This window comes from Cedecea sp. AS113 (genome assembly GCF_037152415.1).
Classification (GTDB): Bacteria; Pseudomonadota; Gammaproteobacteria; order Enterobacterales; family Enterobacteriaceae; genus Cedecea.
The window spans coordinates 122,748-134,618 of the sequence record NZ_JBBCMI010000009.1 but is presented as its reverse complement, the minus strand read 5'-3'; the positions used below and the strand labels follow the sequence as shown (position 1 = coordinate 134,618).

The 11,871-nt window shown below is 56.4% G+C and carries 12 protein-coding genes; 10 read left to right on the top strand and 2 right to left on the bottom strand.

The genetic code is table 11. The annotated features are described in order from the left end of the window. Positions 1 to 96: 96 nt before the first annotated feature. From ugpA to ugpQ, 4 genes are read left to right on the top strand one after another with little or no spacing between them, the layout of a single operon-like run. Positions 97 to 984, top strand: a complete 888-nt coding sequence (gene ugpA / locus WFN87_RS13085; protein ID WP_008457934.1) for a sn-glycerol-3-phosphate ABC transporter permease UgpA — start codon at positions 97 to 99, stop codon at positions 982 to 984. Beyond that, positions 981 to 1,826: a sn-glycerol-3-phosphate ABC transporter permease UgpE gene (gene ugpE, locus WFN87_RS13080; RefSeq protein ID WP_008457932.1), complete on the top strand. Its 846-nt coding sequence runs from the start codon at positions 981 to 983 to the stop codon at positions 1,824 to 1,826. The genes ugpA and ugpE overlap by 4 nt, the downstream gene beginning before the upstream one ends. A 9-nt stretch (positions 1,827 to 1,835) precedes the next feature. Further along, positions 1,836 to 2,906: a sn-glycerol-3-phosphate import ATP-binding protein UgpC gene (locus WFN87_RS13075; RefSeq protein ID WP_008457931.1), complete on the top strand. Its 1,071-nt coding sequence runs from the start codon at positions 1,836 to 1,838 to the stop codon at positions 2,904 to 2,906. After that, the gene (gene ugpQ, locus WFN87_RS13070; RefSeq protein WP_336983100.1) at positions 2,903 to 3,643 is read left to right on the top strand and encodes a glycerophosphodiester phosphodiesterase; all 741 of its coding nucleotides are present in this window, start codon (positions 2,903 to 2,905) and stop codon (positions 3,641 to 3,643) included. The genes WFN87_RS13075 and ugpQ overlap by 4 nt, the downstream gene beginning before the upstream one ends. Positions 3,644 to 3,647: 4 nt before the next feature. Here the strand turns inward: ugpQ and WFN87_RS13065 are convergent, their stop codons facing one another. After that, positions 3,648 to 4,007 (bottom strand): DUF2756 family protein, encoded by a 360-nt coding sequence (locus WFN87_RS13065; protein ID WP_008457926.1) that lies wholly within the window; start codon positions 4,005 to 4,007, stop codon positions 3,648 to 3,650. A gap of 121 nt (positions 4,008 to 4,128) precedes the next feature. Here WFN87_RS13065 and ggt point away from each other — a divergent pair, with 121 nt between their 5' ends. After that, entirely contained in the window at positions 4,129 to 5,871 is a 1,743-nt protein-coding gene (ggt, locus tag WFN87_RS13060; protein WP_336983101.1) for a gamma-glutamyltransferase, read from the top strand. A gap of 86 nt (positions 5,872 to 5,957) precedes the next feature. Here ggt and WFN87_RS13055 read toward each other — a convergent pair whose 3' ends face one another. Further along, positions 5,958 to 6,455, bottom strand: a complete 498-nt coding sequence (locus WFN87_RS13055; RefSeq protein WP_008457923.1) for a GNAT family N-acetyltransferase — start codon at positions 6,453 to 6,455, stop codon at positions 5,958 to 5,960. Positions 6,456 to 6,877: 422 nt separating this feature from the next. Here WFN87_RS13055 and WFN87_RS13050 point away from each other — a divergent pair, with 422 nt between their 5' ends. The 5 genes from WFN87_RS13050 (at position 6,878) to gntU (ending at position 11,845) form a co-directional block, all read left to right on the top strand. Then, positions 6,878 to 7,915: an oxidoreductase gene (locus tag WFN87_RS13050; RefSeq protein ID WP_336983102.1), complete on the top strand. Its 1,038-nt coding sequence runs from the start codon at positions 6,878 to 6,880 to the stop codon at positions 7,913 to 7,915. 123 nt (positions 7,916 to 8,038) lie between these two features. After that, on the top strand, positions 8,039 to 8,734 hold the full coding sequence (locus WFN87_RS13045) for a pirin family protein (RefSeq protein ID WP_166867980.1): 696 nt from the start codon (positions 8,039 to 8,041) through the stop codon (positions 8,732 to 8,734). A 93-nt stretch (positions 8,735 to 8,827) separates the two neighbouring features. Then, positions 8,828 to 9,823 (top strand): gluconate operon transcriptional repressor GntR, encoded by a 996-nt coding sequence (gntR, locus tag WFN87_RS13040; protein WP_008457915.1) that lies wholly within the window; start codon positions 8,828 to 8,830, stop codon positions 9,821 to 9,823. Between the two features lie 151 nt (positions 9,824 to 9,974). Continuing rightward, positions 9,975 to 10,508, top strand: coding sequence for a gluconokinase (gene gntK, locus WFN87_RS13035; protein ID WP_008457913.1), 534 nt, complete (start codon positions 9,975 to 9,977; stop codon positions 10,506 to 10,508). Further along, complete coding sequence (gene gntU, locus WFN87_RS13030; protein WP_008457911.1) at positions 10,505 to 11,845, top strand: gluconate transporter; 1,341 nt, start codon at positions 10,505 to 10,507, stop codon at positions 11,843 to 11,845. The genes gntK and gntU overlap by 4 nt, the downstream gene beginning before the upstream one ends. Positions 11,846 to 11,871 lie beyond the last annotated feature (26 nt).

Here is an 11,871-nt window from a genome sequence, read left to right as displayed (position 1 = left end):
GAAAAGGAGGGGGCAAAGTACCGCGCTCTCTGTCACAGGAGGGCGTTGTGCTAAGGGGCAAAGCATCGCCTGTTCTAACATTAACCGAGTAACCCTATGTCATCATCTCGCCCGGTGTTCCGTTCAAGTTGGCTACCTTATGCGCTGGTTCTGCCGCAGCTGATCATCACCGTCATTTTCTTTATCTGGCCGGCGGGCGAAGCCCTCTGGTACTCGCTGCAAAACCTTGACCCGTTTGGTCTGTCCAGCCATTTCGTTGGCCTGGATAACTTCGTGCAGCTTTTCCACGATAGCTACTATCTGGACTCTTTCTACACCACCATGATCTTCAGCGGGCTGGTGGCGGGCTGCGGGCTTCTGGCTTCGCTGTTCTTCGCCGCGCTGGTGGATTATGTGGTACGCGGCAGCCGTTTTTATCAAACGCTGATGCTGCTGCCCTATGCCGTTGCACCCGCCATTGCTGCGGTGCTGTGGATTTTCCTGTTCAACCCAGGGCGCGGGCTAATTACCCACACGCTGGAAGAGTTTGGCTACAACTGGAACCACGCGCAGAACAGCGGGCAGGCCATGTTCCTGGTCGTGTTCGCGTCCGTGTGGAAACAGATTAGCTACAACTTCCTGTTCTTCTTTGCCGCTTTGCAGTCGATTCCGCGTTCGCTGGTGGAAGCCGCAGCCATTGACGGAGCTGGCCCCGTGCGCCGCTTCTTCTTTATCTCGCTGCCGCTGATTGCCCCGGTGAGCTTCTTCCTGCTGGTGGTGAACCTGGTGTATGCCTTCTTCGACACCTTCCCGGTGATCGACGCGGCAACAGGCGGTGGCCCGGTGCAGGCAACCACCACGCTTATCTACAAGATTTATCGCGAAGGGTTTACCGGGCTGGATCTCTCTTCCTCGGCGGCGCAATCCGTGGTGCTGATGCTGCTGGTGATTGTCCTGACGGTGGTTCAGTTCCGCTTCGTTGAACGTAAGGTGCGCTACCAATGATTGAGAACCGTCGCGGGCTGACTATATTCAGCCACACCATGCTGATTCTGGGCATCATCGTCATTCTGTTCCCGCTGTACGTGGCATTTGTTGCCGCGACGCTGGACAACAAAGCCGTCTTCGATACGCCGATGACGCTGATCCCCGGTACTCACCTGTGGGAAAACATCAGCTACATCTGGACCAACGGCGTGGCGGTCAACAGCGCCCCGTTCGGCCGGATGCTGTTTAACAGCACGGTGATGGCGCTGGTGATCACCATCGGCAAAATCGCCGTGTCGATGCTGTCGGCTTTCGCCATCGTCTGGTTCCGTTTCCCGCTGCGTAACCTGTTCTTCTGGATGATTTTTATCACCCTGATGCTGCCGGTCGAAGTGCGTATTTTCCCGACGGTTGAGGTTATCTCTAACCTGAAAATGCTCGACAGCTACACCGGCCTGACGCTGCCGCTGATGGCGTCGGCCACGGCCACGTTCCTGTTTCGCCAGTTTTTCATGACGCTGCCAGACGAGCTGATGGAAGCGGCCCGCATCGACGGCGCCTCGCCGATGCGCTTTTTCTTTGACATCGTGCTGCCGCTGTCCAAAACCAACCTGGCGGCGCTGTTCGTGATCACCTTTATCTATGGCTGGAACCAGTATCTCTGGCCGCTGCTGATTATCACCGATGCCGATCTGGGCACCGCCGTGGCGGGTATCAAGAGCATGATTGCCAGCGGTGATGGCGTGACGCAGTGGAACCAGGTGATGGCAGCGATGCTGCTCACGCTTGTTCCACCGGTTGTTATTGTTTTAGTTATGCAGCGCGCCTTTGTGCGTGGTCTGGTTGATAGCGAGAAGTAGGAACCTTTCATGGCTGGTTTAAAATTACAGGCAGTAACCAAGAGCTGGGACGGTAAAACCCAGGTGATTCAGCCGCTGACCGTGGACGTAGCGGATGGCGAATTCATCGTGATGGTCGGGCCTTCTGGCTGCGGGAAATCTACGCTGCTGCGTATGGTCGCCGGGCTGGAGCAGGTGACCAGCGGGGATATCTGGATCGACAGCCAGCGCGTCACCGACATGGAGCCCAAAGAGCGTGGCATCGCCATGGTGTTCCAGAACTATGCGCTCTATCCGCACATGACGGTGGAAGAGAACATGGCCTGGGGCCTGAAAATTCGCGGTCTGGGCAAAGAACAGATCCGCCAGAAAGTGCTGGAAGCCGCCCGTATTCTGGAGCTGGATGCGCTGTTAACTCGCCGCCCGCGCGAACTATCTGGCGGCCAGCGCCAGCGCGTTGCCATGGGCCGCGCCATCGTGCGCGATCCGGCGGTATTCCTGTTTGACGAACCGCTATCCAACCTTGATGCCAAGCTGCGCGTGCAGATGCGCCTTGAGCTTCAACAGCTTCATCGCCGCCTGAAAACCACCAGCCTGTACGTGACGCACGACCAGGTTGAGGCCATGACCCTCGCCCAACGCGTGATGGTGATGAACAAAGGCGTGGCGGAGCAGATTGGTACGCCAGTCGAGGTTTACGAGCGCCCGGCGAGCCGCTTTGTGGCAAGTTTTATTGGCTCTCCGGCAATGAACCTGCTGGATGGCAACATCAGTATCGACGGCTCACGCTTTGAGCTGGACGGCGGCGATGCGTTGCCGACCGGCAGCCAGCGCCTGCAGTGGGTTGGCCGGCCAATGACGCTGGGTATCCGCCCGGAACATATTGCGCTAAGCTCACAGGCTGCAGGTGGCATCCCTATTGTGGTGGAAACCCTTGAAATGCTGGGGGCTGATAACCTGGTTCACGGCCGCTGGGGCGGTCAAAAAGTGGTGATTCGCCTTGGGCATCAGGAACGCCCGCAGCCGGGCACCACGCTTTGGGTGCATCTGCCAGAAGAACATCTGCACTTCTTTGATGGCAAAAACGGACAACGTTTATGAGCAACTGGCCTTACCCAAAAATCGTCGCCCACCGTGGCGGCGGTAAACTTGCGCCGGAAAACACTCTTGCGGCAATCGACGTCGGAGCGCGTTACGGCCACACCATGATTGAGTTTGACGCCAAGCTCTCGCGCGACGGGCAAATCTTCCTCCTCCACGACGACACGCTCGAGCGTACCAGCAATGGCTGGGGGGGTGCCGGCGAGCTGACCTGGGACAATCTGCTGAAAGTTGACGCGGGAAGCTGGTTCAGCCGTGAATATGCGGGCGAGCCGCTGCCGCTGCTTTCTCAGGTGGCCGAACGCTGTAAACAGCACGGCATGATGGCCAACATTGAGATCAAGCCCACCACCGGCCTGGAAACCGAAACCGGCAAAGTGGTTGCGCTGGCTGCCCGTGAGCTGTGGACCGGGCAAACCGCACCGCTGCTTTCTTCTTTTGAGATTGAAGCTCTGGAAGCCGCACAGCTTGCGGCCCCTGAACTGCCTCGCGGTCTGCTGCTGGATGAATGGCGTGATGACTGGCAGGAACTGACGACCCGGTTACAGTGCGTGTCTATTCACCTGAATCATCAGCTGCTTGATGAGGCTCGGGTGAAGGCATTGAAAGCCGCTGGACTGTATATTCTGGTTTATACCGTGAACGTTCCCCACCGCGCGGCCGTGCTGCTGCAGTGGGGCGTCGATGCCATCTGTACCGACCGCATCGACGAGATAGGCCCGGACTTCTCCGCATAACGCCTTACGGCGTGACTGGCGGCGGCAGCGTTGAACTGTTTGGCTTCAACATGCCGCCGTTATTTCCTCTTAGCATCCCACCGTTGGTGTTCGGCAGCGGGTTCATGCCCGGCTGCGACTGCAGGACACGCTGCTGATTATTGTTCAACTGCGTCTGAAGCTGCTGTTGTTGAAGCTGATTTTGCGATTGTATCTGCTGCTTTAACATCCCCTGCTGCTGAGACTGCTGCGTTTGCATCTGCGTCAGCATCCGCTGCTGGCTCGGGTTCTGATAGACCGGCAGGTTAGGGTTGTTGGTCGTGTTGAGCGGCTGTGCGAGCGCGGTTAGCGGCAGCAAGGCTGCCAGAAGCCATACCTTTTTCATCGTTATCTCCTCCCATCAGGGGTTGCTTAAGTTTACTCCGTTTCCTTTATCACGGTGATTATTTCGGATTTGTGAACCAGGCTTAAGCGGGGACTTTCCCCGGGTAAATGAGGATATAACGATGATAAAGCAGTGGAAAATTTTACGCTGGGTAGCGATTCCAGCCCTGACAATCGGGCTGTGTTTGACGGTTATAGCCGCTCCTCCGCCGGTCTCTTATGGCGTGGAAATGGACGTTTACCATCCGGTGCGCGCGGAGCACGGTATGGTGGCTTCGGTGGACGCAGCGGCGACTCAGGTGGGCGTCGATATTTTAAAGCAGGGCGGTAATGCGGTAGATGCCGCGGTCGCCGTGGGTTATGCCCTTGCGGTCACGCACCCGCAGGCGGGCAATATCGGCGGCGGTGGTTTTATGATGCTGCGCACCAAAGACGGCAAAACAACCGCGATAGACTTCCGGGAAATGGCGCCGGAAAAAGCCAGCCGGGATATGTTCCTCGATGATAAAGGCAATGCGGACAGCAAGAAGTCGCTGACCTCGCACCTGGCTTCCGGCACCCCGGGTACAGTGGCAGGCTTTAGCCTGGCGCTGGAAAAGTACGGCACCATGCCGCTGAATACAGTCGTGCAACCGGCTATCAAACTGGCACGAGACGGCATCATTGTGAACGATGCGCTGGCGGACGACCTGAAACAGTACGGGGCGGAAGTGATCCCGAATCACGCCAACAGCAAGGCTATCTTCTGGAAAGCGGACGGAGAGCCGCTGCAGAAAGGTGACAGGCTGGTGCAGGCCAACCTGGCGAAAAGCCTGGAGATGATTGCCGAGCAGGGGCCAGATGCCTTCTACAAGGGGGTGATTGCCGACCAGATTAGCGAAGAGATGGCGAAGAACGGCGGGCTGATAAGCAAGGCGGATTTGGCCAATTACAAAGCCATTGAGCGTCAGCCCGTCAGCGGGGAATACCGTGGCTACGAAGTCTATTCCATGCCGCCGCCGTCTTCCGGCGGGATCCACATCGTGCAGATCCTCAATATTCTCGAAAACTTCGATCTGGCGAAATACGGCTTTGGCAGCGCGGACGCCCTGCAAATCATGGCCGAGGCGGAAAAATACGCCTACGCCGACCGCTCTGAATACCTCGGCGATCCGGACTTTGTGAAGGTGCCGTGGCAGGCGCTGACCAGCAAGGCTTATGCGAAATCGCTGGCGGAGAAAATTGATATCAACAAGGCTCGCCCGTCGAGCGAAATCAAGCCGGGTAACCTGGCCCCGTATGAAAGTAACCAGACCACACATTTCTCCGTGGTGGATAAAGACGGTAACGCCGTGGCGGTGACTTATACGCTGAATACTACCTTCGGCACCGGGATCGTGGCCGGGAATACCGGCATTCTGATGAACAACCAGATGGATGATTTCTCCGCTAAACCGGGCGTGCCGAACGTGTACGGTCTGGTCGGTGGGGAAGCCAACGCCGTGGGGCCGCACAAGCGCCCGCTATCTTCTATGTCGCCAACCATCGTGGTGAAGGACGGGAAAACCTGGCTGGTCACGGGCAGCCCAGGCGGGAGCCGAATTATCACCACCGTGCTGCAAATGGTGGTCAACAGCATCGATTTTGGCATGAACGTGGCAGAAGCGACCAACGCGCCGCGCTTCCATCACCAGTGGCTGCCGGACGAACTGCGGGTGGAGAAGGGCTTTAGCCCGGATACGCTGAGGTTGCTGAAAGAGAAGGGGCAAAACGTCCAGGTGAAGGCTGCGATGGGCAGCACGCAAAGTATTATGATTGCGCCGGACGGCAAGCTGTATGGCGCGTCTGATCCACGTTCGGTGGATGATTTAACCGCGGGGTATTGATTGCCCCCCGCACAGAGAGGGCGGCAAGAAACACGCTTGTTTTCCCCCTCTCCCTTTTAGGGAGAGGGTCGGGGTGAGGGTAAAAATCACTCCGGCTTAAAACGCGCCATAAAATAGGCATCCACATACTCGCCGTCGCGCAGCGCAAAGCGCTTTCCGGTGCCTTCCACCTCGAAGCCAAACTTGCGGTACACCGCCAGCGCAGCCGCGTTATCGGTATACACCGTCAGCTCGATGCGCTCGATGCGCAGCCACTTATCGCACAGGCCAACCATTTCCTTAAGCAAAGCCGAAGCGATGCCTTTCCCCTGATGATCGTAATGCACGCCCATGCCGAAAGTGGCGACGTGGCTGCGGCGTGGGGACTGTTCCACCGTGACCGTTAGCTGCCCCACAATCTCATCGTCGATGCATGCCACCAGATGTCGGCTCCCCGGTCTGGGGTCGGTAATTCGGTCCAGCCAGGCTTTTAGAGGAGGATGAGGTAGCTGCAGCGTGTCGCGGTAAAGCGCCGGATGGGCATACATTTTCTGTAAAGCTTCCGCATCGCCAGGTTCGGCGTGACGCACAACAACTGATTTCATCCTTTTCTCCTCAATGAGTTATAGAAAACCTTTTAAACATCATTGACTTTGAACAATAAGTCAACGCTATTTTTTTCAAAAAACGCTTTACAAGTGCGAATGATAATGATTATTATTGCCATGCGTTCAGGGGAGACCCCTACGGAGACATCCTGAAAGCACGACATTGCTCACATTGCTTCCAGTATTACTTTAGCCAGCCGGGTGCTGGCTTTTTTTTTGCCTTTCTTATTTGAACCCGTAGCCGCGTTGGCTGCGCTCAGTTGCCCGAATCACTTACCGAAGTAAGCTCATCGGGATGCCTTCCCTTGCCGCCTTGCTACAGCGCCAACTCCTTTGGGCAAACCTTTGTCCGGTTTTAATAAAACGTGGGTGAAAAATGCAGTAAGGTACAGGCAGCTCAAATCAAAAAGGACAATGAAATGACTCTGCACTGTGCCTTCATCGGCTTTGGTAAAAGTACCACCCGCTATCACCTGCCGTTCGTTCTGGTTCGTAAAGACAAACTCAACGTGGCCCATATCTTCCGCCGCAGCGAAAAGCCGGAACTGGAACAACAGCCGCAGTACGCGGGAATTCACTTCACCAGCCAGCTCGATGACATTCTCAATGACCCGTTAGTCAAACTGGTGGTGATTTGCACCCACGTTGACAGCCATTTTGAGTACGCGAAAAAAGCGCTCGAAGCGGGTAAAAACGTGCTCGTGGAAAAACCTTTCACCCCGACGCTTGACGAAGCGCGCGAGCTGTTTGCGCTGGCAAAAGAGAAGGGCCTGGTCGTGACGCCTTACCAGAACCGTCGCTTTGACGCCTGCTTCCTGACGATGAAAAAAGCCATCGAGAGCGGCAAGCTCGGCAAGATTGTGGAAATTGAAAGCCACTTCGATATGTATCGCCCGGATGCGCCTGCGAATCCTGGTAAACCGGCGGACGGCGCTTTCTACGGCCTGGGCGTGCACACCATGGACCAAATCATCTCCCTGTTTGGTCGCCCGGACCACGTCGCCTATGACATCCGCAGCCTGCGAAACAAAGCTAATCCGGACGATACCTTTGAAGCCCAGCTGTTCTACGGCGACCTGAAAGCGATCGTGAAAACCAGCCATCTGGTGAAAATCGATTACCCGAAATTTATCGTGCACGGTACCAAAGGCTCGTTCGTGAAGTACGGCATCGATCAGCAGGAAACCAGCCTCAAAGCGTACATCATGCCGGGTGAGCCAGGGTTCGGGGCCGACAGCAGCGTAGCGACGCTGGAGTATGTTAACGAAGCCGGGGAAACGGTGCGCGAGGAGTGGAAACCGGAAGTGGGCGACTATGGCCGCGTCTATGATGCGCTGTACGACACGCTGATCGGCGGCAAGCCTAATTACGTCAGAGAAATTGAAGTTCTCACCAACCTGGAAATCCTCGAGCGCGGTTTTGAACAGCCTTCTCCTGCGACAGTAAGCCTTGCCTGATAACTTTTTGACTCCTCCAACTCGTTCACTTTTTTTGAACAGAGGAGTCAATTTTCACCCTCTATGATCCTCCGCGAAATGGGTCCACACTTATCCCATCAAACGAATTGCGGAGGACATACCATGATCTACTTAAGAAAAGCACAGGACCGCGGCCATGCGAACCACGGCTGGCTGGACAGCTGGCATACCTTCTCTTTTGCCGACTATTATGACGCCAACTTTATGGGCTTCTCGGCGCTGCGGGTCATTAACGAAGACGTGATCGATGCGGGGCAGGGTTTTGGGACCCATCCGCACAAAGACATGGAAATCCTGACCTATGTGCTGGAAGGCGCGGTTGAGCACCAGGACAGCATGGGCAACAAAGAACGCGTGCCTGCGGGTGAGTTCCAGATCATGAGCGCCGGGACCGGGATCCGTCACTCTGAGTACAACGCCAGCCAGACCGAACCGTTGCGCCTGTACCAGATTTGGATCATTCCAGAAAAAACCGGGATTACGCCGCGCTACGATCAGCGCCGTTTTGATGCGCCTCAGGGGCGCCAGCTGGTGCTTTCCCCGGATGCACGCGACGGTTCGCTGAAGGTTTACCAGGATATGGAACTGTCCCGCTGGGCGCTGGCCAAAGACGAACAGTCGGTTTATCAAATTCCGGCCGACCGCCGCGTCTGGATCCAGGTCGTAAAAGGCGATGTGTCCATTAACGGTACGCAGGCAAAAACCAGCGACGCGATCGCGGTCTGGGATGAACAGGCGATTTCCGTTCACGCCAACGAAGCGAGCGAGATCCTGCTGTTCGACCTGCCACCGGTATAACGTTACCCGTCACAGCCTGCCCCTGAAAAAGGGGCGGGTTTTCTTTTGTCCGTGCTAAACTCGGCTGTCGAAACTCACAAGTCGCGCAGGACAATGAAAAAGAAAAGACCGGTACTACAGGATGTTGCAGATCGCGTTGGGGTGACCAAAATGACGGTCAGCCGTTTCTTACGCAACCCGGATCAGGTGTCTGCCGCGCTGCAGGTTAAAATTGCCGCCGCGTTAGATGAACTGGGCTATATCCCGAACCGTGCGCCGGATATCCTTTCTAATTCAACCAGCCGGGCCATTGGCGTCCTGCTGCCTTCCCTGACCAACCAGGTGTTCGCCGAAGTGCTGCGCGGCATTGAAAACGTCATTGATGCCCACGGTTACCAGACCATGCTGGCTCACTACGGCTATAAGCCGGAACTGGAGCAGGAGCGTCTGGAATCCATGCTGTCCTGGAATATCGACGGCCTGATCCTGACCGAGCGCAACCACACGCCCAGAACGCTGAAAATGATTGAAGTTGCCGGTATTCCGGTGGTGGAGCTGATGGACAGCGTTTCTCCTTGCCTGGATATCGCCGTAGGTTTTGATAACTTCGAGGCGGCTCGTCAAATGACGGCCAGCATTATTGCCCGTGGTCATAAACACGTGGCTTACCTGGGGGCGCGCCTCGATGAACGTACCCTCATCAAGCAAAAAGGCTACGAGCAGGCGATGCTCGACGCCGGGCTGACGCCGTACAGCGTGATGATTGAAAACTCCTCGTCTTATTCCACCGGCATTGAACTGCTGCGCCAGGCAAAACGCGAATATCCGCAGCTCGACAGCATCTTCTGCACCAACGATGACTTAGCGATTGGTGCGGCCTTTGAATGCCAGCGCCAGGGGCTGCGTATCCCGGAAGATATGGCGATTGCCGGCTTCCACGGCCACGATATTGGGCAGGTGATGGAGCCGCGTCTGGCGAGCGTGCTGACCCCGCGAGAGCGCATGGGGCGTATCGGCGCAGAGCGTTTGCTGGCGCGTATTCGCGGTGAAATCATTACCCCGAAAATGCTGGATTTAGGTTTTACGTTGTCGCCTGGTGGCTCGATCTAGGCCAAATTTTTTTATTTGATGTAGCTCACACTTATACACTTTGCAAGCTAATGGTTATTGCTTATTGCTCAGCCAGACTGGAAAATGTTATCGGTAACTGTTACCCGTAACAAAATCAGGCGCATTGCTTTGTGTCAGAGTCGGAGCCATCATGAGCACTACTAACCACGACCACCACATTTACGTCCTGATGGGCGTCTCCGGCAGCGGTAAATCCGCCGTTGCCAGCGAAGTTGCCCATCAGCTGAACGCCGCGTTTCTTGACGGCGACTTCCTGCACCCCCGCAGCAACATCCTGAAAATGGCCTCCGGCGAGCCGCTGAACGACGACGACCGTACCCCGTGGCTGAAAGCGTTGAACGATGCCGCGTTTGCGATGCAGCGCACCAACAAGGTTTCGCTGATCGTCTGCTCGGCGCTGAAAAAGCACTATCGCGACCTGCTGCGTGACGGTAACCCGAACCTCTCCTTCATCTATATGAAAGGTGATTTTGAAGTGATCGAAAACCGTCTGAAGGCGCGGAAAGGCCACTTCTTTAAAACCCAGATGCTGGTGACCCAATTCGAAACCCTGCAAGAACCGCAGGCGGATGAAAAAGACGTGCTGATCGTCGATATCGACCAGCCGCTGGACGGCGTCGTCGCCAGCACCCTCGCATTGATCAACCAAGGCAGCGCAGAGTGAGTACATTAACGCTTGTTTTAACCGCGGTCGGCTCCGTGCTGCTCCTGCTGTTTTTAGTGATGAAGGCGCGTATGCACGCCTTCGTGGCTTTGATGGTGGTTTCTATTGGTGCCGGGCTTTTCTCCGGCATGCCGCTCGACAAAATTGCCGACACCATGCAGAAAGGCATGGGCGGGACGCTGGGCTTCCTGGCGATTGTGGTCGCCCTGGGTGCCATGTTCGGTAAAATCCTGCATGAAACCGGCGCGGTGGATCAGATTGCCGTCAAAATGCTGAAATCCTTCGGCCACAGCCGTGCGCACTATGCGATTGGCCTGGCCGGCCTGATTTGCGCGCTGCCGCTGTTCTTTGAAGTGGCTATCGTGCTGCTGATTAGCGTGGCATTTTCAATGGCGCGCCACACCGGGACGAACCTGGTGAAACTGGTGATTCCTTTGTTTGCTGGCGTCGCTGCCGCTGCGGCGTTCCTGCTGCCGGGGCCTGCACCAATGCTGCTGGCCTCCCAGATGCACGCTGACTTTGGCTGGATGATCCTGATTGGCCTGTGCGCCGCGATCCCGGGCATGATTATTGCCGGGCCGCTGTTCGGGAACTTCATCAGCAAATTTGTTTCGCTGGAAATTCCGGAAGACATTTCCGAGCCGCATCTGGGTGAAGGCAAGCTGCCGTCCTTCGGTTTCAGCCTGTCGCTGATCCTGCTGCCGCTGGTGCTGGTTGGCCTGAAAACTATCGCTGCTCGCTTTACCGCGCCGGGTTCTTCGCTGTACGAATGGCTCGAATTCATCGGCCATCCGTTTACTGCGATTCTGGTCGCCTGCCTGGTGGCTATTTATGGCCTGGCGTATCGTCAGGGCATGGATAAAGAAAAAGTGATGGCGATTTGCGGCCAGGCGCTGCAGCCGGCGGGCATTATCCTGCTGGTTATCGGTGCCGGTGGCGTGTTCAAACAGGTGCTGGTTGACTCCGGCGTGGGCCCGGCACTGGGCGAAGCGCTGACCGGAATGGGCCTGCCTATCGCGATTACCTGCTTCGTGCTGGCGGCGGCGGTGCGTATCATTCAGGGTTCCGCTACCGTGGCCTGTCTGACGGCGGTTGGCCTGGTGATGCCGGTTATCGAGCAGCTGAATTATAACGGCGCTCAAATGGCGGCTCTGTCGATTTGTATCGCCGGCGGTTCTATTGTGGTGAGCCACGTGAACGACGCGGGCTTCTGGCTGTTCGGTAAGTTTACCGGCGCAACCGAAGCGCAGACGCTGAAAACCTGGACGATGATGGAAACCATTCTCGGCACCACCGGGGCGATTGTCGGGATGATTGCGTTCAGCCTGCTGAGTTAAAGTATCCTGACCAGAAAAAAGGCAGC

What these genes read in the sequence shown, in the direction of transcription:
- ugpA (WP_008457934.1), top strand. Translation starts at nt 97, where the DNA reads ATGTCATCATCTCGCCCGGTGTTCCGTTCAAGTTGGCTACCTTATGCG.
- ugpE (WP_008457932.1), top strand. Translation starts at nt 981, where the DNA reads ATGATTGAGAACCGTCGCGGGCTGACTATATTCAGCCACACCATGCTG.
- WFN87_RS13075 (WP_008457931.1), top strand. Translation starts at nt 1,836, where the DNA reads ATGGCTGGTTTAAAATTACAGGCAGTAACCAAGAGCTGGGACGGTAAA.
- ugpQ (WP_336983100.1), top strand. Translation starts at nt 2,903, where the DNA reads ATGAGCAACTGGCCTTACCCAAAAATCGTCGCCCACCGTGGCGGCGGT.
- WFN87_RS13065 (WP_008457926.1), bottom strand. Translation starts at nt 4,007, where the DNA reads ATGAAAAAGGTATGGCTTCTGGCAGCCTTGCTGCCGCTAACCGCGCTC.
- ggt (WP_336983101.1), top strand. Translation starts at nt 4,129, where the DNA reads ATGATAAAGCAGTGGAAAATTTTACGCTGGGTAGCGATTCCAGCCCTG.
- WFN87_RS13055 (WP_008457923.1), bottom strand. Translation starts at nt 6,455, where the DNA reads ATGAAATCAGTTGTTGTGCGTCACGCCGAACCTGGCGATGCGGAAGCT.
- WFN87_RS13050 (WP_336983102.1), top strand. Translation starts at nt 6,878, where the DNA reads ATGACTCTGCACTGTGCCTTCATCGGCTTTGGTAAAAGTACCACCCGC.
- WFN87_RS13045 (WP_166867980.1), top strand. Translation starts at nt 8,039, where the DNA reads ATGATCTACTTAAGAAAAGCACAGGACCGCGGCCATGCGAACCACGGC.
- gntR (WP_008457915.1), top strand. Translation starts at nt 8,828, where the DNA reads ATGAAAAAGAAAAGACCGGTACTACAGGATGTTGCAGATCGCGTTGGG.
- gntK (WP_008457913.1), top strand. Translation starts at nt 9,975, where the DNA reads ATGAGCACTACTAACCACGACCACCACATTTACGTCCTGATGGGCGTC.